Below are 26500 nucleotides of genomic sequence, written 5' to 3' on the forward strand. Positions count from 1 at the left end.
CCGGCGCCTTCGGTTCAAAACAGGTCGTATAATGACTGATGTAAATATCAAGAAAAGATCATGGACCGAAAACGAAAAACCCTGCTTATGCTGCTTTGCTACGTTATTGCCTTTTTTGTGACCATTGGCCTGCTGTCCCTGTGGGCAACCACCCTATACATGTAGCATTCGCGGGCAATCCGCTACAGGACATCTCGAATACGATTTGCCCCTGAGTTTTCCCATAGGGGTCTGCTATACCGCTGCCAGCCGATCCCGGCAAGCCCGTCAGCCTCTGAAGAGACCTGTGCCAGAACGGTGTCAAGCGCAGTCAGCAGCGGAGCACAAGCGGCATTCAGTTTGAGTGTAAGCACTGCATCAGCACGTGTTTTGCCCAACGTGATGGCCGCCACCGGCTTGCCCTGCCTGGCAGCGTCGCGCACAAAACGGTAGCCCGAATAAACCATCAGCGAGGAGCCCACCACCAGAACGGCGCTGGCCTGCGCCAGGGCCTGATAGACCGCATCAACACGGGCGCGCGGAACCGCTTCACCAAAAAACACCACGTCCGGTTTCAGGATGCCGCCACACCGGCCGCAAGCCGGAATACGAAAGGAAGAAAAATCTGTTTCGAGATCCACGTCGCCATCCGGCGCCATGACAGCCGTCATATCCGCCCAGGCGGGATTCTCATTGAGCAGTTGCTGCTGATAATTCAGGCGATCAAGCCTGTTGTTGCAATGCATACAGACCACACTTGCCAGAGATCCATGCAACTCCAGCAGCCGGGACTGACCAGCCTGCCGGTGCAACCCGTCAACATTCTGCGTCACCAGCAAACCTGTGTAGCCCTTGGCCTCAAGCGATCGCAAGGCCTGATGCGCCGCATTCGGCTTACCGCCGGAAAACATCGACCATCCCACCATACTGCGTGCCCAATAGCGCTGGCGCGCCGCCTCGGTGCCATGAACTGCTGAAATGTCATGGGTGGCGGCCGCATCCACGCACCCTCAGTATCGCGGTAGGCCGGAATGCCAGAATCGGTACTGCAACCGGCGCCGGTAATCACCAACAGGCCCGCATGCTGCTGCACGAAGGCCTGCAGATCGGCAATAGCCGGCGCTTTCATAGGCCTGGCCTACTCTGTGGTCTTACCGTCAAAATGCTCTTCCTGCTCATCCTGCTTGGTGGCATGCACGACGCCATCACGGTGCTCAGGCGGGCCGTAAATGGTGTACAGACGCAGGGGCTGATCGCCGCTATTGATCACATTGTGACGCGCACCGGCAGGAACGATCACCGCGTCGTCATCCTCGATGGCATGGGTTTGTCCGTCGATCACGACTTTGCCCTTGCCCTCTTCGATGCGAAAGAACTGATCATGGCCTTCATGAACCTCTTCCCCGATTTCTTCACCCGGCTGCAGCGTCATCAAGACCAATTGCAGGTTTTTCCCCGTGTAAAGCACCTTGCGGTAAAGATCATTATTCACGGTCAATTCTTCGATATCATCGACAAAACCTTTCATACGGCTTACTCCATAAAGTGAACGGATCCGAAATACGGACCCCTATCGGCCCGGGATTTACATTTCCCAGGATTGAAAAACATCGTTGACAAACTTAATTTCCAAAACCTGCTTGCCCACATCCGCCTTACCGGGGCTTAGCAGCCGGCCCGCCGAATCCACCATGGGCCCGACCACCGGCACAGCGCCAACCATATTGCCGGCCATGCTGCCAGACGACTTGCGCGCATATTTGAGTGTGGTTTCGTTATTGGAATTGCGAGTCGTGCGATCGGGTTCGCCAAAAACCTGGATGGCCTGGGCCACGGTTGTCTTGTCTTTGATCAGACTTTTATTAAGAAAGGCCGGATCAAAATAATCGGCGTTGCCCATCAGATCGGTTTTACTGGGAACCGTGCACGCCACCAGCCCTGCACTAATCAGGCAGCCCAGCAACAACCATCGCATTCTCTTCATTATTTACTCCTGAACACGGCATGAACCAATCGCAGAAATCATACACCGCCTGACAATTTCTGCCATAACGGCTGCTCTTGCACCCTGTTTCTACCCAATTTAATAAGCAGATTATCCCACAGATTTTTTACATTGACTGACAACTATGGCCACCGCCTCCTGGTATGCCATCAAATGCCTCTGGTGTGTCATAACCCACCTGTCACCAGTCGCAAGCGCTCTGGCTTCTTTCGTCCGGCAACAGGCGCTTTGCAACCAGCGACGCGCAGCGCGCTCGCAACGGCCGAGCAAAAATTTTCTGCATGTTCGTCGGCAGCTGTGACTTTTTGCGTCGGCTTGTATCCAGGGCTTTGCCTTGCATCCAGGCAACTACTCGTAGCACAACACTCTGATTACCCAATAGCTATTGCCCCCTTCCGATATATTTTGTAACAACTATCCTTATCGAGCATGTTACATTTTAAGCTCTACTTCGTTAACAACTCGAATAAGGAGCACGTATGAACATGCCATTTCGCAGACGTAAACGCAGTGTAGACCTGTCAAAAAAAGAAGGTCCGGAGTTTGACCATTGGTTAAAATCGAACGTAACGGACAAAGGATACAGGGATTGGTATCGAGCGGACAGATTCGCTCGTGACAAATGGCTGGACCAGATAGAAATGCAAATCCACGACGGCAAAAACACTCGCCGCTGACGAACTGCAAACGCATACCGGGGGCGATATCAGCGCTGCAAGACATTCGGCGTGACATCGCCCCTCTTATTTCGAATCCACCCTGAGCCGCAGCGCACAAAAGCAACCCACGCAAAAAAGCCACCTAAAAAGGTGGCTAATTCGTTGATATTACTACAAAATTTTTGTGGCTCCCCGAACTGGGTTCGAACCAGTGACCTGCGGATTAACAGTCCGTCGCTCTACCGACTGAGCTATCGGGGATCAATTAAGAAAATGATTATAGCCAGAAACCGGATAGTAATGCAAGCCCTTGCCTCCTCCCCCTCTTCTTTTTTACGGAAATGTTGCATTTAGCTGACGCCCATAAAAAAACACGCGACCGAAGTCGCGTGTTTACCGGCAATTAGCGCGATCGTTAATGCGCAGATGCCTTGCTGCTGCCAATACCGGTTTCCGCACGTACGCGCTGGGCGTCATATGCAGCGATATCGACTGCGGCACGCTTGCTCTTGTCGGTGACAGAGAAGAACCAGATGCCAACAAAGGCAATGACCATGGAGAACAGCGCTGGTGACTTATAAGGGAACAGCGCACTGCCCACGGGGTTGCCCAACGTCACTTCCCATACATCGGGCGAGACGATGGTCAGCGCGACCGAGGAGATCAATCCCAGGAAGCCGCCAATCACAGCGCCGCGTGTGGTCATTTTCTTCCACATAATTGACAGGAAAAGCACCGGGAAATTGGCCGATGCCGCAATGGCAAACGCCAGCGATACCATGAAGGCCACGTTCTGTTTCTCAAACAGGATGCCCAGCAAAATGGCCAGCACACCCAGCACGAACGTTGTGATACGCGATACCCGCAGTTCGGTGGCCGAATCGACATTACCCTTGCGGAACACCGAAGCATACAGATCATGAGACACCGCAGATGCGCCCGACAAGGTCAGCCCTGCCACCACGGCCAAAATGGTGGCAAACGCCACTGCCGAGATAAAGCCCAGGAAAATATGTCCGCCCACGGCATCGGCCAGATGCACCGCCGCCATGTTGGCGCCGCCTATCAGGCCGCCTTTCGCATCAAGAAAATCAGGATTGGTAGACACGAAGATAATCGCACCAAAACCGATAATGAAGGTCAGCACGTAGAAGTAACCAATCCAGGTAGTGGCCCAGAATACCGATTTACGCGCTTCCTTGGCATTGGGCACCGTGAAGAAACGCATCAGAATATGTGGCAGACCGGCAGTACCGAACATCAGGGCCATACCAAAGGAAATGGCAGAAATCGGATCCTTGATGAACGAACCCGGCCCATGATGGATTTGCCTGCTGCTGCCGCCTCCTCTGCCGTTTTACCGGCAGCCAGTGCGCCCGCCGTCTTGACCTCGATAGCCTTGGAAAACAGCGCCTCAAAAGAGAAATTGTTCAGCTTCATTACCATGAAGGCCATGAACGACGCACCCGCGAGCAACATGACCGCCTTGATAATCTGCACCCACGTCGTAGCCGTCATCCCGCCAAACAGCACGTAGACCATCATCAGCACACCCACGATCACGACTGCGATCCAGTAATCCAGGCCGAACAGCAGTTTGATCAACTGCCCTGCACCTACCATTTGGGCAATCAGATAAAACAACACGACGACGATGGTGCCGCAAGCGGCAAAGGTACGTACCGGCATCTGCGCAAAGCGATAGCTGGCAACATCGGCAAAGGTGAACCTGCCAGGTTGCGCAGGCGTTCAGCCATCAGGAACATAATGATAGGCCAGCCTACCAGAAAACCGATAGAGTAGATCAGGCCGTCATAACCGCTGGCCATGACCTGTGCAGCAATCCCCAGAAAAGACGCAGCAGACATATAGTCGCCCGCAATGGCCAACCCATTCTGAAAGCCGGTAATGCCGCCGCCAGCCGTATAAAAGTCCGAGGCAGATTTGGTACGGGCAGCGGCCCATTTGGTGATAAAAAGCGTCAGTCCAACAAAAACGACGAACATAATGATCGCCGTTATATTGACCTGCTGCTTGGTGGTTTCACCAATGGCATCTGCACCATAGGCAAGAGATAAAAACAGACCGGTAAATGCAATACCGATCAGAAACCGCGACACGCCTTTATTCATGAGTGGCCCCTACGTCGTTCAGCAAGCTGCGTTCCATTGCGTCGAATTTGGAGTTCGCAATCCAAATATAGATGCCGGTGAGTGCGATGATCAGAATCATCAAACCAAAGCCTACGGGAATGCCCCAGGTCATGGCGCCACCGCTGATGGACTGAGCGAACAGTTGCTTGTCAAACGCAATAATGCCGATAAAGCCGACATAATAGGCAACCAGAATGATGGCGGAAAAGACCCAACCATACGTGCTGCGCATTCGCGTCATTTCCTTATACTTCGGGTTCGCCATCACCCGCTGAACGATATCCTCACTCATATCTTTCCTCCCAGAAAGTATCGTTAAATTTTGATCGTTGTTTTCAAATGCTTATCATTTATGCAGCAAACATGACCGTTTTACCTGTAGCCCTATGTTTCTGCAATTAGTGATATACCCTAGCAATACATAGGTAAAGCTCATTTAAAACAGTGTCCAAATATATGTCTGCAGTTGCAGTTTATTGGCGCAATCGGCTCAGGGCGGGCCCGTCAACCGATCTCACACACTATTGTGAGTATGCTCCGGGTAAAGCCAGTCGGGGTACACGGCATGAACGCATGGCAGAATGAATTTTCAAGAGTGCAGACTTCTGACAACATTTATGACATGCCGAGCCAGCATGACCGTTACGGCCACGGCAAGCGCCGAGTATATGAATCAGCTAATCAGTCTGGACCTCAATCATCATCATCGACCGGTGCTTTCACAAAGCAGGCTTTATTGGCATTGGCCTCCAGCGTCTTATATTTTTTACTCATGCGCTTGACGTCTTTCGGATCGCGAAAGACACTGCCGCGCTCGCCTCCCAGGCGGGCATAACGGGCTGCAGTCGATATCTCGTTGAACTCGTTATAGTTTACGTTTTTGGCAATATCATCGATCACACATGAACATTTATAAAAATATTCATAATCACGATTATGTTTCTGCATGCACTCCAGCACGTACTCTACTCTGGTCGTGGTAGGAAAATCATTAGCCTGGGCGCTGGCCGGTGCTGCGCCCAGAACGGCCAGGGGTAACAGGGCGGAGAATATTTTTTTAATGGGAAATTTCATGTCGTCCTACAAATCGAATAAAGCAGACTATGCACATCAAAGACGGCGCAAGCGAACCGCTGCCTGTTTTTGTTCGCTCCTCCTATTGCGCCCTCTTCCATTCTGTTGCAAGCAATTATTGTGCCACGCTCAGCCCTGAGCATTGTCCAGCGCCCTGCCCACGGATATCGCCTGCAAGGCGGCGTTGCACATCATGACACCCGGCCGGCGACCGACGACACTGAACAACATAGACAGTCGCAGCCTTAGTAGCTTTCGACACAACAATGTCACACACTGTGCCGGTTCCTGAGCACTACTGCAACCACGATCCACCCGTGGTTCCAGAGGCAGCGTCGCTCGCTCGGCACCAGCGCGCTGGCCTGAACTATCCAGGCGCTGCAAGCCCGGTGGGAAATCATCAGAACATATGTGTTGCGTGCGTCACCGCCCCGCCGGCACGGATCGCTGCAGCAACCAGTGCAGCTTCGGCTAGCTGGGCATCGGTTGCACCGGCCTCGCGCGCCTGCTTGGTATGTATTGCGATGCAATAAGGACATTGCGTGGTAACGGCAACAGCAAGCGCGATAATCTGTTTTTGCATGTGCACTCAAGGCGCCATCGGCAAACGCAGCCTCATCAAATGCGCGAAACGCCTGCATGGCTTGCGGCGCTGCGGCATCAAGGTCTTTCATGTGGGCAAGATGTTTCATATCATACATGTCATTATCTCCCTGGGAATTTTATTTACTATTCAGACCCATCCGGGCGTGGCAGCAACTGTTGCCACAACAATGGGTCGCAATTTCAGTTGTGATATTGATCATGTCTGTCCATTCATGCCCGGGCACTCGCAACAGTCTCGGGTTTTCAACACACACGCCATTCAAATACAACCGAGTGCTCATCATGCCAAACACCGGCTTTGATTTCAATGAATGTTTTTCTGAGCACCGCTCATTGTCCGCTCCGCCCGTTCGCAGCCCTTCGACCCTGCGCAAAAGGCGCCTGTCCTAAAACGACACATAATGTCCTGACCTTGTTCTGCTTGCGGTACATTTGCGCACGTGTATATATGCACATGGCGACCGGTATGCGCTGCCACATCAAACCGATCGTGCCCGATACGTCGATACGCCGCCATTTACGCATGTACCGGTCATCCTCCCAAAGATTGGCATGAATTGTGCTTATAGCTCTCTATGACCATACGCATGCTGCGCGTGCTATGTTCGCGTAAGACCTTTAATTCGTGTTCTGAAATATATAACGATAACCCCGGAGGAAGACATGTCTTTTAAGATAACCCTTAAACAGATGCTATGTGTCGCAGGTGCGCTGGCCATTACCGGCACGGCACAGGCGGATCCACAATTGCAGGAAGCAATGAAAAACCCGGATAACTGGGCAGTTCAGGCAGGCGACTTCGCCAACCAGCGCTACAGTAAGCTGGATCAGATCAACAAGGACAACGTGAAGAACCTTCAGGTGGCCTGGACCTTCTCCACCGGGGTACTGCGTGGACACGAGGGCGGACCACTGGTTATTGGGGACGTCATGTACGTTCACAGTCCCTTTCCCAATAAGGTATATGCCATCAGTCTGAAGGATCAGAGTCTGCTCTGGAAATACGAGCCTACCCAGGATCCCAACGTCATAACCATCATGTGTTGTGATACTGTCAACCGTGGCCTGGCGTTCGGCGACGGCAAAATTATTCTGCAACAGGCCGACACCACCATGGTGGCCCTGGATGCCAAAACCGGCAAGGAAGTATGGAAGGTCAAGAACGGCGACTTCAAGGTAGGTGAAAGCAATACCAACGCGCCACATATTTTCAAGGATAAAGTGATCACCGGCATTTCCGGCGGTGAGTTCGGTGTCCGCGGGCGTCTGATTGCCTACAACCTGAAAGACGGCAAGGAAGCCTGGAAAGCCTATTCGACAGGCCCGGATAACGAGATGCTGTTTGATCCCGAAAAAACCATGACCTGGACCGACGGCAAAATGGCTGCTGTGGGCAAAGACTCTTCGCTCAAATCATGGAAAGGCGATCAGTGGAAAATTGGCGGCGGCACCACCTGGGGCTGGTTCAGTTACGACCCTGCCCTGAATCTGGTGTATTACGGTACCGGCAACCCCGGCACCTGGAATCCATCGCAACGCCCAGGCGACAACAAATGGTCCATGTCCATCATCGCACGTGATCTGGATACCGGTGTAGCCAAGTGGGTTTACCAGATGACACCGCATGACGAATGGGATTATGACGGCGTTAACGAAAATATCCTTGCCGACATCAAGGTCGGTGGCAAGGACCGCAAGGCACTGGTTCACTTCGACCGCAACGGCTTTGGCTATACGCTTGACCGCGAATCCGGAGAATTGCTGGTTGCCGAGAAATACGATCCGACCATCAACTGGGCCGATAAAATCGACATGAAGTCCGGCCGTCCTGTTGTTAACAGCAAGTACAGCCCGGCCAAGGGCGGTGAAGACGTCAACGTCAAGGGAATTTGTCCTTCTGCACTGGGCACCAAAGATCAGCAACCCGCTGCATTCTCGCCCAAAACCGGCGTATTCTACGTTCCCACCAACCACGTCTGCATGGATTATGAACCATTTGCAGTCGACTACGTAGCCGGTCAGCCGTACGTTGGCGCGACCGTGTCCATGTTCCCAACCCCCAACAGCCATGGCGGCATGGGTAACTTCATTGCCTGGGACGCTGATAAAGGCAAAATCCTGTGGAGTATTCCTGAAAGATTCTCCGTATGGAGCGGCGCCCTTGCGACAGCAGGCGATGTCGTGTTCTACGGAACGCTTGAAGGCTACATCAAGGCCATTGATACCAGCGGCAAGGAACTGTGGAAGTTCAAAACACCGTCTGGCGTGATTGGCAACGTCACCACCTGGAAGTACGAAGGCAAACAGTACATTGGCGTATTGTCCGGTATTGGCGGCTGGGCCGGCATTGGTCTGGCAGCAGGTCTTGAAAAATCCACCGACGGCCTGGGTGCGGTTGGCGGATACAAGGATCTGGCCAAATACACCGAACTTGGCGGTGCGCTGATGGTCTTCGCATTGCCTGACAATGTCGCTACCGCAGCGGCAGAAAAAACCACCAAAACGCAATAAATAGCGTCATGCAGGGTGACCGGTTCGCGCCGTTCACCCTGCAATATCAAGGCATTAAAAGAAACACAAATTCATGTGGGGCATGCAATGCCTGCATGATAAATCTGGGACAAACTCAATATGACTTTACGTTTACGCACAATCGGAGCAGGACTCGCTATCGCTGGAATCTGTACCTTCTCTGCGCAAGCCGCAGATATCACCCCTGGAAAGCAATTGCTGGCCACAATGCTGGCAGCAACGACAACCACTTTTGGTGACGGGGGCGCAGAAACAACACAAGGCACCCTCAAGGCGGAATCGACAGAAAAACGGCAAGTGCCGGCCGGCGCCGCTGCGCCGACCCCCGCGACTGCAGCCGAAAAGCCGGCGGCCGCCGACAAACCAGCAGCTGACAAGGCCGCAGACGCGCCAGCAGCCTCCGATAGCGGCAAAGTAAAATATGTGGTCAAGGAAGGCAACAAGGCCGATGACCATGTATTGCAAGGCTGGAAAACCTGGCGGGCACTCGATTGCGCGCGCTGTCACGGCGCCAAGCAGGAAGGGCTTGTCGGACCCTCACTGATCGTGGCGATGAGCAAGTTGTCGGAAGAAGAGTTCAAGACAACTGTGCTCAAGGGACGCCTGCCTCAGGGTATGCCCCCATTTGAAAGCGTACCGCGCCTGGTAAAGAATATTGATAATCTATACACCTATTTGAAAGCACGTGCCGACGGCAAACTGGAACCCGGGCATGTGTACCCGCTGGATAAATAAAAGCGTTACTATAGGCAGGTGCTCATCCTTGAGCCCTGCCTGCGTTGCCGTTTTTTATTTCAATTGTTATTATCGTTGTCGGAAGGACGTATTCCATGCTGTCAGATAAATTACTGCCCATCCCACGCGCTGCATTGCTGCTCACATTCACGTTGAGCGCAGGCCTGCTTGCAGCAACTGCACTGGCGCAGGAACCAAAAAAGCAAGACAAGGACGGTGAAAAGGTCCTGCGGGTGTGCCAGGATCCCAATAATATGCCCATGTCCCGGCAGGATGAAAGCGGCTACGAAAACAAAATCGCCGCCCTGTTCGCAAAAAAACTGGGTTGGAAGCTGGAGCACACCTGGTATCCGCAGCGTATGGGTTTTACGCGAGCAACGTTAACGGCCAAGGATCCAAAGACCGACCGCTTTAAATGCGATGTGGTCACAGGCGTATCGCCCGGCTTTGAACGCGGCATTCCCACCAAGCGCTACATGACATCAACCTACGCGATTGTCTACGTCAAGGGCAAGGGCCTGGATGGCATCAAGAAACCGGAGGACATCATGTCGCTGGATCAGGCGACACTGTCCAAAATCAAGATCGGCGCCTTCTCCGGCACACCACCGGTGAACTGGCTGTTGTCGCACAGCCTGCTGGAACGCATGGTACCGTATCAGTTGCAAACCGGGGACCCGGAACAATATCCAGGACAGATTATCGAGCATGATCTGGCCAACGGAAAAATCGACATTGCCATTGCCTGGGGCCCTATTGCCGGCTACTACGCCAAGCATGGTGATGGCGGCGTGCCCATGACCGTCGTACCCTTTGACACCCAGATCGGCCCGCATCGTTTTGCATTCAATATCGCCATGGGCGTGCGACATGACAGCAAAAAACTGCGTGACAAGCTCAATGAGTTAATCGACTCCAGTGGACCGGAGATTGCCGCTATCCTCAAAGAATACGATGTTCCGCCGGCCACAGCCCCCGTGGACCGCATTGAAGATGACGACGACTGAACAGCGTCGTTGACACTGCTGCGGATCGACAAGACAGGAGACCAAACATGATTGACCGCCCTATTTTCAGATCCGGCGCCATTGCGCTACTGCTGGCGCTATCGTGCCAGGCGACGCCCGTGCTGGCGGCCAATACCGACCAGCCCGCCGCAACCGCGGCCGAATCCAGGCCCGAAACAGATCCCATTACCGAAGCTGAACGCAAGCTGTTTCTGGACAAGCATTTTGCCAACACGACCCGCCAGTCCATTGACTACACGTACCGTCAGGCGGGTCCCAGCATGGTGACGCTCAATGACAAGGTCAAAGTGGATGTTCGCCAACGGCACAAAGACGGCACAGCATCGGTCGACGTGTATTTTCTTTCCGGCCCGAACCATACGCCGATCGCGCCTGTTGAGCATGCCGAAGGAAACCCTGCCCTGCTGGGATTTCTGGAGCGCGATATTGCCGAAATGAAGCGATTTACCGGCGGCTCCACCGTTTACTTTCGCAAGCGTATCAGGCTGGCGCTGGCCGACAGCAACGTGAAAGTAGATAAGGTCAATGTCAAGTTTGAGAACAAGCAGGTTGCGGCCGATCGCATTGTGATCCAGCCGTATATCAATGATCCGATGAAGGAAAAGATTGGCAAGTATGCCGCCAAGCGCTATATCTTCGTGATCAGTCCGAATATACCGGGTGGTCTGTATCAGGTATATACAAGTGAAAAATTTGCTGAAAACCAGCCAGCTCAGGTCGATACGTCCATGACGATTTCCGGGGGCGAAATACCGGGATAGCAAGCATCCCGGTTTTGTGCCAGCAAAGGGCCCGTTCTATACAATGGGCCCTTCGGCCGTCATAAGGCCAACAATCACTGTCCGGCCAGCCAAGCCGCCGGTATAGCGATCAGTGGATATACACCCCCCATGGACGTTCGCCCACTGCAATATCGCTAATCTTCGTATTTTTTTCAGTGTCGATCACAGATACGCTGTTGGAGCGGCCGTTGGCCACATACAGTTTTTTGCCGTCGGGCGAAATGGCCATGTTCCACGGGCGCTGACCCACTTTGACAGTGGCAACGATTTCATCTTTGGCCGTATCAATCACCGATACACTCCCATCCCCGCCGTTGGAGATATACACGCGGCTGCCATCGGGGCTGACCGTCACGCCGTTGGCACGTACGCCGCCAGCCAGTTTTTTCAGTACTTTATTGTTCGGCAAATCAATTACATAGACTTCGTTACTGTTTTCGGAAGCGACATAAGCCTTGCTATTGTCAGGAAGATAGCCTATTCCGCGAGGACGTTTACCCACCTCGATTTCGGCAACTGCCTTGCGAGCCGGAAAATCGATGACATCAACCGTATTTCCATCTTCTGCGCTCACCAGCAGCTTTTTACCGTCCGGCGAAAAGACCGCGTGCTCTGGATTATCTCCTTTTACCTTGATCTCATCGACCATTTTATTGGTCTGGGTATCAATGATGGCAACGGTATTATTCTCTTCAATCGCCGCGGCAATCCAGCGGCCATCGGCCGAGACGTATACCCCCTCAGGCGAGTCACCCAGGCTCACGCTGCCAATCACCTTGCGTTGTTTCAAATCCACAATATTGAGCTGGTTATTGGTTTTCTGGCTCACATACAGATTATCTCCACTGGCCGCCAGCCCCTGGGCTTTTCCCCCAGATCCTTGATCGTATCCACGACCTTGTCGGTCGCGACATCGATGACAGAAATACTGGCACCGCCTTCATTAGGCACATACGCAAATGGTTCGGCTGTGGCTGCGGTGCCGAACGAAAGCACTGCCGCGGCAAGTGTTGTAATTAGTATTTTTTGTCTCATCCTTAAGTCTCCTTTAACAACATAGTGGTGCTACCGGCCTGATGAGGAGCCAGGCAGCATTCGATGAATTACCTCCCGATGCCCCGACACGAGGTGCGAGACAGCGGCCAGCACATGCAGAATGATCAGACACAGCAGTATCCAGGAAATCAACCCATGCAACTGATTGAAAAACGCATAAATCGCTTTATCTTCCACGCCCCAGGGAGGCATTTCAATAGTGTTGAAAAACTTGACGCCCCATTTGCTGAAGTTGGATGCGATATAGCCGGTGAGCGGCAGCATCAGCATGAAAAAATAAAGCAGAAAATGAGTGGTGGAAGCGGCCTTTTGCTGCCACGTGGGGATGGACCTGGGCAAGGCGGGAGGGCGATGGGTAAGGCGCCAGCCAATACGCGCCAGAATCAGCAGGCCGATCAGCATCCCTGTGCTTTTATGTATATTCACAAAATAGCTGCGATCGGGCACACCCCGCGGTATGCTTTCCAGATACCAGCCCAGAACGAACTGCCCTACCAGGCACAGTGCGATCAGCCAATGCAGCAGCATTGCCACTCGTGTATAACGAGGTGCATCCATGTATGTCATCCCCTTCGGCTATGTGTGCCGGTTTTATTGATTAAATCCGCCGGTCTAAAAAAACCGGCTGTCTGCCTGAACTCTAACACGACTAACCACCTATGTCATTGCCGGCAACCGCCTTCATTTACGCGAAAAGAAAATGCATGCGCTGATATGGCAATTGTCATTCATCCCCTGATTGTTTCTCCTGCACGATCCAGCAAATCCGAACTGCTGCCATTGAGCAGCATCAAATGAAAACGCGACAGCTCGCTTTTATGCAGCAACGTAACCGGGCAGGCCAGCTGATCTGCGTACTTGCGGAATCCTTCATCCAGTACGCCGTCGCGGATATGCTGCGCCACATTCACGTTCGAAAAAAACGGCCGCGTTTTTACCAAAATCAACCTTTCTGCATTCAAATGTGTCGCCAGCCATGCTGCGATACTATCGGATGAAATCGTGGAGTCGGTCAGATCATCCGGTATATCTCGCATCAGCGACAGCGGCATCCATAGCGCGACGCCGCCCCGTTGCAGCGTCTGGCGCACATGCCGCGCATCCAGCACCGGACTGATCTGCGGCGCCATGCTGCTGATCAATAATCCGTACTGCGCGCCCGTAAGCAGCAACATATTATGCGTTACCAGGCGATCCAGCGACCAGCGTGCCTTCATCTCCCTTACAAAATCTGCGCCATGCCAGCGACCAGGCACGATAATGACCCGTCCCCCGCCGACAGTACTCAGTTCTTCAACCCAATCCTGTAATGTGTCATCATGAGCCAGAGCACCGTCAAGCTTGACTACCCACATGTCCCTCTCCTGGTCTTATCTTTTTATAATGGCTCCAGGTTAACAAAAGCAATATTCATACCAGAATTGTCAGGCAACCAGGCTTTTGCGGACATATTACTTGCCGACCCCGTGGCCCTTGCCTGCGGGCATTAGCGCGCCTGTGAGAAATACGCAGCGCACTCTTGCAGATCCGGTGCGCATTGCTGCGGCTTAACAGGCGCCGCTGCCAACCAAGACTGCTACGCATGCGTGACAATGTGTACCGTTACGCACTCAGGCCCAGACGTTGATCAGGGCGGCGCCATCACTGATCAAAAACGCTTTGAGCCCCAGGCAGCGGGCGCCAGCTTTTTGGTACGCAAATGCGCCACGCGCCACTGTCGCAAAATAGGGGTTCCCTGGATATCCAGCAATGCCAGATGGCCTGCGGCAAGCTCGTGCCGCACCGTGCGCAAGGACAGAAAGGTCAGCCCCATGCCTGCCATCACCGCCTGCTTGATGGATTCATTACTGGGCATCTCCATCACAATACGCGGGCTGATGTTGTTTTGGGCAAATATACTTTCCATGGTCGCCGTGTTCCCGAACCGGCCTCTCTGACCACAAAATCGATATCATTGAAAATGGATAGCGGTGCCTGACGACGTCGGGACAGCGGATGCTCCGGTGCACTCACAAACCCGAGTGGGTTGGTGGCAAAGGCTTCAGACAGACAATCAAGCCTTTCGGGCACCCTGCCTGTAATAGCCAGATCCAGTTCATTACGCTCGAGCATATTGAAAATCTGATCACGATTCTGAATCTGCAGCGAAATTTCGATGCCAGGGAAACGCTTGCGAAAATGCACCAGCAGCATGGGAACAAAATACTTTGCGGTGCCCACGATACCCAGGTTGATGCGTCCGCGCTGCAAGCCCTTCAACCCTTCAACCGCATCATCAAGCTGACTGAGCTGCGACGTTGCCGCAATTGCATATTGCTCAACCTCGCGCCCGGCTGCGGTCAGGCGGATCTGCCTGCCATTGGCTTCCACCAGCGCGACGCCCAGGCGTCTTCCAGTTGTCGCAGTTGCGTGGAGACAGCCGGCTGCGTCACATGCAGTTTCTCTGCTGCCTTGGATACAGACTCGGCACGAGCCACTTCCAGAAAAGTGTCTTGGCAGTCTCAGTGTGTAACGTCGCATATTGATCTATAAGCCTGTGCTTATGTTTTCTTCGATATTTATTATTAGACCTGAAGCATGGCCATTTGTATAGTTTGTTCATACCGGTCAGACGCAGCATCCTGCCGGCTTGATCATGCAAGGCACTCAGGAGATAGACAATGAACGATATCAGCAACGTCCAAATCAGGGATCAGAAAAAACGCTATGCCGCCGGTGTACTCAAATATGCTCAAATGGGCTATTGGGATGGTGACTACGAGCCCGCGGACACAGACATACTCGCGGTGTTTCGCATCACGCCACAGGACGGCGTTGACCCCATCGAGGCAGCTGCCGCCGTTGCCGGAGAATCCTCAACAGCCACCTGGACCGTGGTGTGGACCGACAGGCTGACCGCTTGCGACAAGTACCGCGCCAAGGCATACAGGTGGATCCGGTGCCCAACAACGAAGGACAATATTTCTGCTATATCGCCTACGACCTTTCTCTATTTGAAGAAGGCTCTATCACAAACGTCACGGCGTCCATTATCGGCAACGTGTTCAGCTTCAAACCGCTCAAGGCAGCCCGACTGGAAGACATGCGCTTTCCTGCCGCCTATGTAAAAACCTTCGCCGGACCGCCAACAGGCATTATCGTGGAACGCGAGCGCCTGGACAAATTCGGTCGCCCGCTACTGGGCGCCACCACCAAACCCAAGCTGGGTCTGTCCGGGCGCAATTATGGTCGCGTGGTATACGAAGGGCTCAAGGGCGGTCTGGATTTCATGAAGGATGATGAAAACATCAACTCGCAACCCTTTATGCATTGGCGCGATCGCTTTCTGTTTGTGATGGATGCCGTCAACAAGGCATCGGCTGCGACCGGCGAAGTCAAGGGCAGTTATCTGAACATTACCGCCGGCACCATGGAAGAGATGTACCGCCGCGCAGAGTTTGCCAAAGAGCTGGGCTCGGTCATTGTGATGGTCGATCTGGTCGTCGGCTGGACGGCTATCCAGTCCATCTCGCACTGGTGTCGCCAGAACGACATGATTCTGCATATGCACCGTGCCGGTCACGGCACCTACACCCGCCAGAAAAATCACGGCGTGTCTTTCCGGGTCATTGCCAAGTGGCTGCGTCTGGCCGGGGTGGATCACGTGCATGCCGGCACCGCGGTGGGCAAGCTCGAAGGCGACCCCATGACGGTACAAGGTTATTACAACGTTTGCCGTCAATCCTATACACAGACTGATCTGCCACGCGGCATTTTCTTCGATCAGGACTGGGTGGCCTTGCGCAAGGTGCTACCGGTAGCCTCTGGCGGCATTCACGCAGGGCAAATGCACCAACTGCTGGATTTGTTCGGTGACGACGTGATTCTGCAGTTTGGCGGCGGCACCATTGGCCACCCGGATGGAATTCAGGCCGGCGCTGTAGCCAATCGCGTTGCACTCGAATCAATGGTGCTGGCGCGCAACGAGGGGCGCAATATCGCTGAAGAAGGCCCGCAAATTCTCAAGGACGCTGCCAAGCATTGCGGTCCCTTGCGTGCGGCACTGGACACCTGGGGCGAAGTGACCTTCAACTATCAGTCCACCGATACATCCGACTACACGCCCATGCCATCTGTTGCCTGAAATCACAAATGCAATAGATAAACAAGCAGGCCACGGCCACTGAACTTCACGACAAGAGAGAACATCATGCGAATTACACAAGGCACCTTCTCGTTTCTACCTGATCTGACCAACGAACAGATCACCAAACAACTGCAGTATTGCCTGGACAACGGCTGGGCCGTCGGCATTGAATATACCGATGATCCGCATCCGCGCAACACTTTCTGGGAAATGTTCGGCAATCCCATGTTCGATCTGCGCGATGCCGCCGGCATATTGCAGGAGATCGAACAGGCACGCAATACCTTCCCCAATCACTATATCCGGGTCACCGCGTTCGATTCCACTCATACCGTAGAGTCTGTGGTGATGTCATTCATCGTCAACCGTCCCGCCCATGAACCAGGCTTTCGTCTGGTTCGCCAGGAAATCGACGGACGACGCATGCGCTACACGATTGAAAGCTATGCCGTTGCGGCAGCTCCAGAAGGCAGCCGCTATTGATCCGTTGATCCGGCCTGACGGGGCCCGTATTGCCCCGGCGTTACACCCACGCTAAAGGAGAAAACCATGGCTCAAACCACACTGGACGCAGCAACACCGGAAAAAGTGCAGGCAGCACGCAACAGCACGGCATCTGAAGACCGTCAGGCGATTGCCGCCACCTTGCAGCAGCTCGATCGCGAACTAGTGGGTTTGGTGCCGGTCAAGCAACGTATCCAGGATATTGCCGCACTGCTTCTGGTTGACAAACTGCGCGCCGAACGCGGACTGCGTACCGGCGCGCCCAGCCTGCATATGAGTTTCACTGGCAATCCCGGAACGGGTAAAACCACGGTTGCAATGCGTATGGCGCAAATACTGCATCAACTGGGCTACCTGCGGCGCGGCCATCTGGTGGCGGTAACGCGAGACGATCTGGTCGGGCAATACATCGGGCATACGGCGCCGAAAACCAAGGAGGTACTGAAAAAAGCCATGGGCGGCGTACTGTTCATTGACGAGGCCTACTACCTTTACCGTCCTGAAAACGAACGTGACTATGGCCAGGAATCCATTGAAATCCTGCTTCAGGTCATGGAAAACAACCGTGACGATCTCGTGGTTATCTTTGCCGGCTACAAAGACAGAATGGATCGTTTTTTCTCTTCCAATCCCGGCATGTCCTCGCGTGTGGCCCACCATATTGATTTTCCTGACTACGCACCCGAAGAATTGGAAAAGATTGCAGACATCATGCTTGAGGACATGCAGTATCGCTTTGATGAACCGGCGCAGCAGGCGTTTTCCCAATACATCGCCAAGCGCATGCAGCAGCCTTATTTTGCCAACGCCCGCAGCGTGCGCAATGCACTGGAGCGTGCCCGCCTGCGCCACGCGTCCAGACTGATGCGCGACCCCGACAATGTCAGCGACGCCGCCCTGCAAACGATTGGTGCGCAGGATATTCGGGCCAGCCGAGTCTTTTCTGATGCATCGTCTGCCAATCCTCAGGCCAGCAACCAGCATGACCGGCAGCAAGACAACGGGGAGACATAACATGCTTAAAGCACTGATCTTTGATGTAGACGGGACACTGGCCGATACTGAAACCGTACATCTGCGCGCATTCAATACCGCCTTTATCCTGGCCGGACTCGACTGGTACTGGGACGAAGACCTGTACACCCAATTGCTGGCAATTAGCGGTGGCAAGGAGCGCATGGCGCACTACTGGCTTTCCGTAGATCCTGAAGGCGCCAGCACGCTACAGGCCGCAAGAAAGATCCGTGAGGTTCATGCGATCAAGACCGAGGAATATGCGCGCCTGGTCGATAACGGCCAGATCACCTTGCGTCCGGGTATTCACCGGCTGATTATCGATGCTTATTGCGCCGGTATACCGCTAGCCATTGCCACCACCACTACTGCAGCCAACGTACAGGCCTTGTTGCATCACTGCCTGGGATCGGACTGGAGGAAATTTTTCGTGGCAATTTGCGATGCCAGCACACCTGGCAAGAAAAAACCTGAGCCCGACGTGTATCTGCAGGCGCTGGCCGAACTGGACGTGGAAGCGACCAACTGCATTGCTTTTGAGGACTCGGAAAACGGCTTGCGCGCAGCGGCCCGCGCCGGTATTTCAACCATCATCACGCCCACCCATTACACCGCAGGCCAGGATTTTGCCGGCGCCATGCTGGTGCTGCCGCACCTGGCGATCCGGATCTGCCAGTGCCGCCAGGCAACGGCATCCACCAGTCCATGGTGGATCTGTTCACGCTCAAATGCCTGCACGCAGATCCCCTGCTCAAGGCCGGCTGAAAGCGGACGCAAGGCGGATCCAAGGCCAACCGAAGACGCGCCAGCAAATGATTCAACTCGAGGAGACACTCATGCAAACACCGCAACGACCTACCCTGACCCAGTTCCTGATCGACGAGCGGCGCCGCTTTCCCGAAGCAGGAGGAGACTTCAATAGCGTGATCCTCAATATCGCACTGGTCTGTCGCAGAATTTCACATGCCATCGCCTGCGGCGCTCTGGCCGGCGTCAATGGCAGTGCCGATTCGACCAACGTGCAGGGCGAGGATCAGAAAAAGCTGGATATTCTGAGCAACGATCTGTTTATCGAAGGAAATCAGTGGGGCGGACAATTGGCCGGCATGGTGTCCGAAGAGCTGGACGAACCGTACAGCATTCCCAAGCCATATAGCCGCGGGCGTTATCTACTGCTGTTTGACCCGCTTGATGGTTCGTCCAATATTGACGTAAATGTGGCGGTCGGCAGTATTTTCTCCGTGCTGCGCACGCCTGACTCTCGGCGCACGACCACGGTCAAAGACTATTTGCAGCCTGGCGTCAAACAAGTGGCCGCAGGCTATGCCATTTACGGCCCGTCGACGATGCTTGTGCTGTCAGTGGGCAACGGCGTACACGCTTTCACGCTTTGTCCGCTGGTGGGCGAGTTCATGCTGACCCACCCCAATCTGCAAGTGCCGGAAGACACCAACGAGTTTGCCATCAATACTTCCAACAGTCGCTTCTGGGATGAACCAGTGCGCCGTTATGTGGACGAATGCATTGCCGGTAAAACCGGTGAGCGTGGCAAGGATTTCAACATGCGCTGGATCGCGTCGCTGGTTGCCGAAGCGCACCGGATCCTGATGCGTGGCGGCGTGTTTCTGTATCCGCGAGACAATAAACTGCCGGCTCGTAATGGCAGGCTGCGGCTGTTATATGAAGCCAATCCTATCGGATTTATCATGGAGCAGGCAGGTGGCCGCGCCAGTACCGGACATGAACCGGTATTGCAGGTTGTACCCACTGAAATTCACCAGCGTATTGGTTTTATCTTCGGATCAAAGAACGAAGTGGAGCGGATCGAAGAGTATCACAAGCATCCGCGCAGGGTCGACTCGCCCAATCCGCTTTTCCATGAACGCAGCTTGTTCACCGAATCGCCAAACATGCTGTGAAACCGCCATGCGCGCAAGACATCGGCAGCTTGTATTGCCGTTGCATAACGTCTTTGCACCATGCCGGCAATAACGCCATCTTTCATTTATCAAAGGGCCAGAATCATGTCAGAACGCCACCCGATCATTTCCATTACCGGTTCTTCAGGCGCAGGAACCACGTCGGTGACCCGAACCTTCGAAAATATATTCCGTCGCGAAGGGGTGACCGCCGCTTCCATTGAAGGCGACAGCTTTCATCGCTACGACCGTGCGCAAATGAAAGAGCGGCTGGCTGCCGCAGAAAAAAACGGTAACGCCAATTTCAGCCATTTCGGGCCGGATACCAATCTGTTTGCCGAACTCGAAACCCTGTTTCGCACCTACAGCGAAAATGGTTCGGGCAAGCGGCGCAAGTACCTGCATGATGCGCGCGAGGCGGCGCCCTATAAACAGGAGCCTGGTACGTTTACCGAATGGGAAGACATTCCGCCCGATACCGACCTGCTATTTTATGAAGGCCTGCACGGCGCGGTCGTGCATGACAAGGTCAATATTGCGCAATATCCCGATTTGCTGGTTGGCGTGGTGCCGGTGATTAATCTGGAATGGATTCAGAAACTGTGGCGTGACAAATCCACCCGGGGCTATTCGGCCGAAGCGGTCACGGACACCATCTTGCGCCGCATGCCCGACTATGTGAATCATATTTGTCCGCAGTTCTCACTGACCCACGTCAATTTTCAGCGCGTGCCTTGCGTCGATACGTCCAATCCGTTTATTGCAAGAGACATACCGGCGCCGGACGAGAGCTTTGTGGTCATTCGCTTTGCCAATCCCAAGGGCATCGATTTTCAGTATCTGCTCAATATGGTTCACGACTCGTTCATGTCGCGGGCCAACACGATCGTGGTACCCGGCGGCAAGATGGAGCTAGCCATGCAACTGATCTTTACCCCATTTATCTGGCGCATGATGGAACGCAAGAAGCGCGCTGCACAGACCTGAGGAGACCCTGATGAATCTTGCCGAAAAAATAACCCTAGAAGACACCCGCCATGCAGATGCATTGCGCTTTCTGGCTGCTGATGCGGTCGAGCAGGCGCAATCGGGGCATCCGGGTGCCCCCATGGGCATGGCCGACATCGCCCAGGTGCTGTGGCGTCGCCATCTATCCCATAACCCCGCTGACCCTGGCTGGTTCAATCGCGACCGCTTTGTGCTGTCCAATGGCCATGGGTCCATGCTGCTGTACGCTTTACTGCACCTGACTGGTTACGATCTGCCGCTCGATGAAATCCGGCAATTTCGCCAACTGCATTCGCGCACCCCTGGCCACCCCGAAGTGGGCATCACGCCCGGCGTAGAGACCACCACCGGCCCGCTGGGGCAAGGCCTGGCCAACGCCGTGGGCATGGCGCTTGCCGAAAAACTGCTGGCGTGCCGATACAATCACCCCGGCCATATGATTGTGGACCATTACACCTACGTCTTTGTCGGCGACGGTTGCCTGATGGAGGGCATCAGCCATGAAGCCTGCTCGCTGGCCGGCACGCTCGGGCTGGGCAAGCTGATCTGCTTTTACGATGATAATGGCATTTCCATTGACGGCGACGTGGCCGGCTGGTTCGGCGACGACACCGTCGCACGCTTTGCTGCATATAACTGGAATGTGATTGCCAATGTCGACGGACATGACCCGGCGGCGATTGATGCAGCCATCTTTCAGGCCAAATCGCAGCCAGCCGCGCAAGCGCGCCCGACGCTGATCTGCTGCCGTACACATATCGGCCACGGCGCGCCAACCAAGGCTGGCAGCCATTCGGTCCACGGCGCCCCGCTGGGTGCCGATGAAATTGCAGCCATGCGAGCCGCAAGAAACTGGCCTTATGCAGAATTCGAACTGCCACAGGATGTGGTGGACGACTGGAGCGCCACCGAGCAAGGTGCGGCCCGGCAGTTGCTCTGGCAACAGCAGTTTGATCGCTGGCAGGCGCGCTACCCTGAAGACGCGCGGGAGCTGGCGCAACGATTGGCTGGCGACATTCCCGATAACGCGCTGCTGGCCCTGGAAAACTTGCTGGACGCCAGCGAAGCGCTGCATGGCAACATTGCTACCCGCAAGGCGTCGCAGATTGTGCTTGAGGCCATCACGCCCGAACTGCCAGGCTTATTCGGTGGTTCGGCAGATCTGAGCGGCTCAAATCTGACTAATGTCAAATCCTCGGTGTGGGTCAATCATCAGGCCAGGGTAATTATCTAAGCTACGGGGTGCGCGAATTCGGCATGGCCGCAGTCATGAACGGCCTTGCCCTGCACGGTGGATTCATTCCCTATGGGGGCACCTTCCTGACCTTCTCGGATTACTCGCGCAATGCGATTCGCATGGCCGCACTCATGAAACAACGCGTGATTCATGTGTTTACCCACGACTCCATCGGGCTGGGCGAAGACGGTCCCACACATCAACCGGTGGAGCACCTGAGTGCGCTGCGTGTTATACCCAATAACCGTGTATGGCGCCCCTGCGACGGCGAAGAAACGGCCATTGCATGGCAGCAGGCATTGAAGCGACAAGATGGCCCGACCTGCCTGATATTGTCACGCCAGAACCTGACACCGTTCACCCGCGAGAAAACCCAGCGCGAGCAGATTGCGCGTGGCGGCTACATTCTGCAGGACGCTGACCATGCACAGGCGGTCCTCATTGCGACCGGATCAGAAGTGGGTATCGCAGTCAAAGCGGCAACGGCCTTGCGCGAGGACGGCATTGCGGTGCGCGTCGTATCCATGCCATGCGTGGAACTGTTCTTTGCCCAGCCACAAGCGTGGCGTGATCAGATCCTGCCCCCGGAGATGCCGCGCGTCAGCATTGAAGCCGGCTCCAGCTGGTTCTGGCGTGGTGTGGTCAACAACGGTACCGCCATCGGCATTGACACCTTTGGGGAATCAGCACCGGCGGGTCAGCTCTATGACTATTTCGGCATCACCCCCCAGGCAGCATGCAAGGCAGTTCATGCATTGCTTAACCAGGCTTCATAACACGATTCGTTCGCAGGGTTTCTCGTGCTTAATGCCCCCTGCTTTACCCAAGGAGATTTACATGGCCCTCGTTTCTTTACGTCAACTATTGGATCACGCTGCCGAGCATGGTTACGGCATTCCCGCCTTCAACGTCAACAATCTGGAACAGATCCAGGCGATCATGCAGGCCGCATCAAGCACCGACAGCCCGGTCATCCTGCAGGCTTCTGCCGGCGCCCGAAAATATGCCGGCGAAGCTTCCTGCGCCGGCTGGTCGAGGCAGCCATTGAATCCTACCCCGACATTCCGGTATGCATGCATCAGGATCATGGCGCCAGTCCGGCAGTTTGCCAGGCGTCAATCCGCTCCGGCTTTTCAAGTGTGATGATGGATGGTTCTCTGTTGGCCGATATGAAAACGCCCTCAAGCTATGAATATAATGTGGCTGTAACGCGACAGGTCGCCGATATGGCGCACTGCGTCGGTGTTTCGGTCGAAGGTGAACTTGGCTGCCTGGGCTCACTTGAATCGGGCCAGGCGGGCGAAGAAGATGGCTCCGGTGCGCAAGGGATATTGTCGCACGAGCAACTGCTGACCGATCCGGAACAGGCCGCCGACTTTGTTGCCCGAACCGGCGTAGATGCGCTGGCCATTGCCATTGGCACCAGCCACGGCGCCTATAAATTTACCCGCAAACCCACCGGCGATATTCTGGCCATTGAGCGTATCCGCGCCATCCACGAGCGCATTCCCAATACGCATCTGGTCATGCACGGCTCCTCTTCAGTTCCTCAGGAATGGCTGGACGTTATTCGCCAGCATGGGGGCAACATCCGTGAGACGTACGGCGTGCCTGTAGAGGAAATTTGTGAAGGCATCAAAAATGGCGTGCGCAAAGTCAATATCGATACCGACATCCGACTGGCAATGACAGGTGCAATGCGTCGCAGCATGATGCAGGACACGGCGGAATTTGATCCGCGCAAGTTCTTCAAGGACGCAACCGCGGCGGCACGGCAGATTTGCCAGGAGCGTTTCGAAGCGTTTGGCTGTGCGGGCCAGGCTTCGGTCATCAAGCCGATCGCGCTGGAAAAGATGGCCGGCATCTATGCGCAGCAGGCCGCTGCCGCCTGAGGTCTGTCGATCGCGCTTTACCATTCACTGCAATGACGAAGGGGCTCAATATAGAGAGCCCCTTCTTTTTGGCTGTTGTGCCATACCGACACAGCAGGTATACCGCTAATGAGCACCAGGCACGCCACTTAAGCAGCATGCCTGGCGCCGCATCAATCGAAAGTAACCACGGAACGGATCGAGGTACCCGCATGCATCAGATCAAATGCCTCGTTGATCTTCTCGATTGGCATGACATGTGTGATCAGGTCATCAATATTGATCTTGCCTTCCATGTACCAGTCAACAATTTTTGGCACATCGGTACGACCGCGTGCGCCGCCAAATGCCGAACCCTGCCAGACGCGGCCGGTAACCAGCTGGAATGGTCGTGTCGAGATTTCCTGGCCCGCACCGGCCACGCCGATAATCGTGCTCTTGCCCCAGCCTTTATGGCAGGACTCCAGCGCCTGGCGCATCAGATTCACATTGCCGATACATTCAAAGGTATGATCGGCGCCGCCCTTGGTCAGACTCACCAGGTAGGGAACGATATCGCCTTCGACTTCTTTCGGATTGACAAAATGCGTCATGCCGAACTTGCGAGCCAGCTCTTCGCGTGCCGGATTGATGTCTACGCCGATAATCATATCGGCACCGGCCATGCGCGCACCCTGAACGACATTTAAACCAATGCCGCCCAGACCAAATACAATCACCTTATCGCCGGGCTGTACCTTCGCTGTATAGATGACTGCACCAACACCGGTTGTGACGCCGCAGCCGATGTAGCAGACCTTTTCAAAAGGCGCATCTTCGCGGATTTTGGCAAGTGCAATCTCCGGCACCACCGTGTAATTGGAAAACGTGGACGTACCCATGTAGTGAAATACATCCTTGCCATTCAATTTGAAGCGGCTGGTGCCATCGGGCATCAGGCCCTTGCCCTGGGTTTCGCGAATGGCACCGCACAAATTGGTCTTGCGCGACAGGCAGAATACGCAATTGCGGCACTCTGGCGTATAAAGCGGAATCACGTGATCGCCAGGTTTGAGCGTGGTGACGCCAGAGCCCACCTCTACGACCACACCGGCGCCTTCGTGGCCCAGAATAGCTGGAAAAATGCCCTCCGGATCATCACCGGACAGCGTGAACATATCTGTATGACACACACCCGATGCCTTGATTTCCACCAGCACTTCGAATGCACGCGGGCCGTCCAGCTGGACAGTCTCGATCGTCAGTGGCGCCCCGGCTTTGGTGGCAACAGCGGCTTTTGTTTCCATTACTTCAACTCCTGCTTAAGATGCATTTTTCGATTTTGCAACGTGTGTTGCGATAACGTCCATCAACGCTGGCGACAGCGCATCATAGGGCGGCAATCCCAGTTCGTTCAGTCTTGCACGAATGCCATCCATTTCCGCAGGATCGGTACCTGTTTCAATAATGGACGAGACAAAAGCGGCAAAGGTGGGCGCAGACCAGCCGGTCTGGGGAGAACGCTCTGTATGAATGAAATCGAGCCCATAGAATGGATGCTGCGTGTTTTCAATACGGCCATACATGTGAACGCCGCAGCCGCTGCACGCATAACGCTGAATGGCTGCCGATTCGTCGACCACCTTGAGCTTGTCGCCATGAGCTGTGACCTGCACAGACTCTTTTGGCACCACGGCAACCTGCGAAAACAGGGCGCCGGCGGGCCGCCAGCATTTGGAACAACCACAAAGGTGATTGTGGGCCGATTGCGAGTTCACTGTTACTTCGACCCTGTCTGTCTCGCAATTACAAACCAGTTTGCCACCGGTAAAGTTATTGTCTGTACTAGCCTGAACGCCATTGTTAACGGCTGGATGGATATTGTAACTCATATGTGTCTCCGGATTGGTTATGACTGCTTCTGACTTGATCGGGCATCTCCCCCGCAATAACCATCACTCAAGCAACTTCCATGCCAATCATCGGAAACAATTGCCTGCCTGGCGAAAACTACAGTGAATAGAAGCAGAACCATTCCCCTTTGGCAACAGCCCGGCATCGCTCGCTGGAACGAGCGCGTCTGCAGTTGTTCAGAATACGATACAGGCTGTGCCATGCTCGCCGCAGATGCACGCGGTGCGATACAGATACTGCATCAGCAGGCGATGCCGCGCCTGGTCTGTTGCCCCGCTCTGCCGCAATATGCAAGCTTGCCAGACCGCGGCATCGCAGG

At 54.5% G+C, this 26500-nt stretch carries 21 protein-coding genes, 1 tRNA gene and 6 pseudogenes; 12 read left to right on the forward strand and 16 right to left on the reverse strand.

Going from position 1 to position 26500, the window contains the following annotated elements; all coding sequences use genetic code 11:
• Window positions 1-302: 302 nt before the first annotated feature.
• From TKWG_RS12885 to TKWG_RS25045, 8 genes and pseudogenes are all read right to left on the reverse strand, one after another.
• Window positions 303-1108: pseudogene (locus TKWG_RS12885) on the reverse strand (NAD-dependent protein deacetylase); the annotation flags it as partial.
• Between the two features lie 9 nt (window positions 1109-1117).
• Complete coding sequence (locus TKWG_RS12890; protein ID WP_014751249.1) at window positions 1118-1507, reverse strand: cupin domain-containing protein; 390 nt, start codon at window positions 1505-1507, stop codon at window positions 1118-1120.
• Window positions 1508-1564: 57 nt separating this feature from the next.
• Window positions 1565-1963 (reverse strand): hypothetical protein, encoded by a 399-nt coding sequence (locus tag TKWG_RS12895; RefSeq protein ID WP_041709495.1) that lies wholly within the window; start codon window positions 1961-1963, stop codon window positions 1565-1567.
• Window positions 1964-2828: 865 nt separating this feature from the next.
• Window positions 2829-2904: transfer RNA gene (locus tag TKWG_RS12905), tRNA-Asn, on the reverse strand.
• 154 nt (window positions 2905-3058) lie between these two features.
• Window positions 3059-4775, reverse strand: a pseudogene (locus TKWG_RS12910) (cation acetate symporter).
• Window positions 4768-5088, reverse strand: coding sequence for a DUF485 domain-containing protein (locus TKWG_RS12915; protein WP_041709499.1), 321 nt, complete (start codon window positions 5086-5088; stop codon window positions 4768-4770). The pseudogene TKWG_RS12910 and the gene TKWG_RS12915 overlap by 8 nt, the downstream one beginning before the upstream one ends.
• Window positions 5089-5489: 401 nt before the next feature.
• On the reverse strand, window positions 5490-5870 hold the full coding sequence (locus TKWG_RS12920) for a hypothetical protein (RefSeq protein WP_014751256.1): 381 nt from the start codon (window positions 5868-5870) through the stop codon (window positions 5490-5492).
• Window positions 5871-6270: 400 nt separating this feature from the next.
• Complete coding sequence (locus TKWG_RS25045; RefSeq protein ID WP_014751257.1) at window positions 6271-6453, reverse strand: carboxymuconolactone decarboxylase family protein; 183 nt, start codon at window positions 6451-6453, stop codon at window positions 6271-6273.
• Between the two features lie 686 nt (window positions 6454-7139).
• Here TKWG_RS25045 and thdT point away from each other — a divergent pair.
• From thdT to TKWG_RS12945, 4 genes are all read left to right on the forward strand, one after another.
• Window positions 7140-8987: a thiol dehydrotransferase gene (gene thdT, locus TKWG_RS12930; protein ID WP_014751259.1), complete on the forward strand. Its 1848-nt coding sequence runs from the start codon at window positions 7140-7142 to the stop codon at window positions 8985-8987.
• Between the two features lie 120 nt (window positions 8988-9107).
• Window positions 9108-9743, forward strand: coding sequence for a c-type cytochrome (locus TKWG_RS22600; protein ID WP_238534170.1), 636 nt, complete (start codon window positions 9108-9110; stop codon window positions 9741-9743).
• 95 nt (window positions 9744-9838) lie between these two features.
• A complete protein-coding gene (locus TKWG_RS12940) occupies window positions 9839-10750 on the forward strand; it encodes a quinoprotein dehydrogenase-associated putative ABC transporter substrate-binding protein (RefSeq protein ID WP_014751261.1) in 912 nt (303 codons plus the stop codon).
• Between the two features lie 47 nt (window positions 10751-10797).
• Complete coding sequence (locus TKWG_RS12945) at window positions 10798-11532, forward strand: hypothetical protein (protein WP_014751262.1); 735 nt, start codon at window positions 10798-10800, stop codon at window positions 11530-11532.
• Window positions 11533-11641: 109 nt separating this feature from the next.
• Here the strand turns inward: TKWG_RS12945 and TKWG_RS12950 are convergent, their stop codons facing one another.
• The 6 genes and pseudogenes from TKWG_RS12950 to TKWG_RS25065 all read right to left on the reverse strand — a co-directional run bounded on the left by TKWG_RS12950 (window position 11642) and on the right by TKWG_RS25065 (window position 15086).
• The gene (locus TKWG_RS12950; RefSeq protein ID WP_238534171.1) at window positions 11642-12382 is read right to left on the reverse strand and encodes a beta-propeller fold lactonase family protein; all 741 of its coding nucleotides are present in this window, start codon (window positions 12380-12382) and stop codon (window positions 11642-11644) included.
• Window positions 12379-12588, reverse strand: coding sequence for a hypothetical protein (locus TKWG_RS25050; RefSeq protein WP_238534172.1), 210 nt, complete (start codon window positions 12586-12588; stop codon window positions 12379-12381). The genes TKWG_RS12950 and TKWG_RS25050 overlap by 4 nt, the downstream gene beginning before the upstream one ends.
• A gap of 30 nt (window positions 12589-12618) precedes the next feature.
• Window positions 12619-13167 carry a cytochrome b gene (locus tag TKWG_RS12955; protein ID WP_014751263.1) on the reverse strand — a complete coding sequence of 183 codons (549 nt, stop codon included), beginning with the start codon at window positions 13165-13167 and terminating at the stop codon, window positions 12619-12621.
• Between the two features lie 170 nt (window positions 13168-13337).
• On the reverse strand, window positions 13338-13964 hold the full coding sequence (locus tag TKWG_RS12960; protein WP_014751264.1) for an amino acid kinase family protein: 627 nt from the start codon (window positions 13962-13964) through the stop codon (window positions 13338-13340).
• 293 nt (window positions 13965-14257) lie between these two features.
• A pseudogene (locus TKWG_RS27190) lies at window positions 14258-14802 on the reverse strand (LysR substrate-binding domain-containing protein).
• 146 nt (window positions 14803-14948) lie between these two features.
• Window positions 14949-15086 carry a LysR family transcriptional regulator gene (locus TKWG_RS25065; RefSeq protein ID WP_322786542.1) on the reverse strand — a complete coding sequence of 46 codons (138 nt, stop codon included), beginning with the start codon at window positions 15084-15086 and terminating at the stop codon, window positions 14949-14951.
• Between the two features lie 258 nt (window positions 15087-15344).
• Here TKWG_RS25065 and TKWG_RS12970 point away from each other — a divergent pair.
• From TKWG_RS12970 to fba, 8 genes and pseudogenes are all read left to right on the forward strand, one after another.
• Window positions 15345-16732 (forward strand): annotated as a pseudogene (locus tag TKWG_RS12970) (form I ribulose bisphosphate carboxylase large subunit).
• A gap of 66 nt (window positions 16733-16798) precedes the next feature.
• Window positions 16799-17218 carry a ribulose bisphosphate carboxylase small subunit gene (locus TKWG_RS12975; RefSeq protein WP_014751266.1) on the forward strand — a complete coding sequence of 140 codons (420 nt, stop codon included), beginning with the start codon at window positions 16799-16801 and terminating at the stop codon, window positions 17216-17218.
• 66 nt (window positions 17219-17284) lie between these two features.
• Window positions 17285-18253 (forward strand): CbbX protein, encoded by a 969-nt coding sequence (gene cbbX / locus TKWG_RS12980; protein ID WP_014751267.1) that lies wholly within the window; start codon window positions 17285-17287, stop codon window positions 18251-18253.
• Between the two features lies 1 nt (window position 18254).
• Window positions 18255-19175: an HAD-IA family hydrolase gene (locus tag TKWG_RS12985; RefSeq protein WP_014751268.1), complete on the forward strand. Its 921-nt coding sequence runs from the start codon at window positions 18255-18257 to the stop codon at window positions 19173-19175.
• Entirely contained in the window at window positions 19090-20172 is a 1083-nt protein-coding gene (locus tag TKWG_RS12990) for a class 1 fructose-bisphosphatase (protein ID WP_041709504.1), read from the forward strand. Before TKWG_RS12985 ends, TKWG_RS12990 begins: the two co-directional genes overlap by 86 nt.
• Before the next feature lie 105 nt (window positions 20173-20277).
• On the forward strand, window positions 20278-21159 hold the full coding sequence (locus tag TKWG_RS12995) for a phosphoribulokinase (RefSeq protein ID WP_014751270.1): 882 nt from the start codon (window positions 20278-20280) through the stop codon (window positions 21157-21159).
• A gap of 10 nt (window positions 21160-21169) precedes the next feature.
• Window positions 21170-23193 (forward strand): annotated as a pseudogene (tkt, locus tag TKWG_RS13000) (transketolase).
• 61 nt (window positions 23194-23254) lie between these two features.
• Window positions 23255-24309: pseudogene (gene fba, locus TKWG_RS13005) on the forward strand (class II fructose-bisphosphate aldolase).
• A gap of 152 nt (window positions 24310-24461) precedes the next feature.
• Here the strand turns inward: fba and TKWG_RS13010 are convergent.
• Window positions 24462-25574 (reverse strand): S-(hydroxymethyl)glutathione dehydrogenase/class III alcohol dehydrogenase, encoded by a 1113-nt coding sequence (locus tag TKWG_RS13010; protein ID WP_014751273.1) that lies wholly within the window; start codon window positions 25572-25574, stop codon window positions 24462-24464.
• A 15-nt stretch (window positions 25575-25589) separates the two neighbouring features.
• Window positions 25590-26159, reverse strand: coding sequence for an S-(hydroxymethyl)glutathione synthase (gene gfa, locus TKWG_RS13015; RefSeq protein WP_014751274.1), 570 nt, complete (start codon window positions 26157-26159; stop codon window positions 25590-25592).
• Window positions 26160-26500 lie beyond the last annotated feature (341 nt).

The sequence above is a fragment of the Advenella kashmirensis WT001 genome (assembly GCF_000219915.2).
Taxonomy (GTDB): Bacteria; Pseudomonadota; Gammaproteobacteria; order Burkholderiales; family Burkholderiaceae_B; genus Advenella; species Advenella kashmirensis.

Excerpts from the sequence above, each read along its gene's own strand:
- TKWG_RS25050 (WP_238534172.1), bottom strand. The coding sequence starts at position 12,588 with ATGAGACAAAAAATACTAATTACAACACTTGCCGCGGCAGTGCTTTCG.
- TKWG_RS12960 (WP_014751264.1), bottom strand. The coding sequence starts at position 13,964 with ATGTGGGTAGTCAAGCTTGACGGTGCTCTGGCTCATGATGACACATTA.
- TKWG_RS12890 (WP_014751249.1), bottom strand. The coding sequence starts at position 1,507 with ATGAAAGGTTTTGTCGATGATATCGAAGAATTGACCGTGAATAATGAT.
- TKWG_RS12940 (WP_014751261.1), top strand. The coding sequence starts at position 9,839 with ATGCTGTCAGATAAATTACTGCCCATCCCACGCGCTGCATTGCTGCTC.
- TKWG_RS12945 (WP_014751262.1), top strand. The coding sequence starts at position 10,798 with ATGATTGACCGCCCTATTTTCAGATCCGGCGCCATTGCGCTACTGCTG.
- TKWG_RS22600 (WP_238534170.1), top strand. The coding sequence starts at position 9,108 with ATGACTTTACGTTTACGCACAATCGGAGCAGGACTCGCTATCGCTGGA.
- TKWG_RS12995 (WP_014751270.1), top strand. The coding sequence starts at position 20,278 with ATGTCAGAACGCCACCCGATCATTTCCATTACCGGTTCTTCAGGCGCA.
- TKWG_RS12915 (WP_041709499.1), bottom strand. The coding sequence starts at position 5,088 with ATGAGTGAGGATATCGTTCAGCGGGTGATGGCGAACCCGAAGTATAAG.
- TKWG_RS12985 (WP_014751268.1), top strand. The coding sequence starts at position 18,255 with ATGCTTAAAGCACTGATCTTTGATGTAGACGGGACACTGGCCGATACT.
- cbbX (WP_014751267.1), top strand. The coding sequence starts at position 17,285 with ATGGCTCAAACCACACTGGACGCAGCAACACCGGAAAAAGTGCAGGCA.
- TKWG_RS25045 (WP_014751257.1), bottom strand. The coding sequence starts at position 6,453 with ATGCAAAAACAGATTATCGCGCTTGCTGTTGCCGTTACCACGCAATGT.
- TKWG_RS12975 (WP_014751266.1), top strand. The coding sequence starts at position 16,799 with ATGCGAATTACACAAGGCACCTTCTCGTTTCTACCTGATCTGACCAAC.
- TKWG_RS12990 (WP_041709504.1), top strand. The coding sequence starts at position 19,090 with ATGCAAACACCGCAACGACCTACCCTGACCCAGTTCCTGATCGACGAG.
- TKWG_RS13010 (WP_014751273.1), bottom strand. The coding sequence starts at position 25,574 with ATGGAAACAAAAGCCGCTGTTGCCACCAAAGCCGGGGCGCCACTGACG.
- thdT (WP_014751259.1), top strand. The coding sequence starts at position 7,140 with ATGTCTTTTAAGATAACCCTTAAACAGATGCTATGTGTCGCAGGTGCG.
- TKWG_RS12920 (WP_014751256.1), bottom strand. The coding sequence starts at position 5,870 with ATGAAATTTCCCATTAAAAAAATATTCTCCGCCCTGTTACCCCTGGCC.
- gfa (WP_014751274.1), bottom strand. The coding sequence starts at position 26,159 with ATGAGTTACAATATCCATCCAGCCGTTAACAATGGCGTTCAGGCTAGT.
- TKWG_RS12895 (WP_041709495.1), bottom strand. The coding sequence starts at position 1,963 with ATGAAGAGAATGCGATGGTTGTTGCTGGGCTGCCTGATTAGTGCAGGG.
- TKWG_RS12955 (WP_014751263.1), bottom strand. The coding sequence starts at position 13,167 with ATGGATGCACCTCGTTATACACGAGTGGCAATGCTGCTGCATTGGCTG.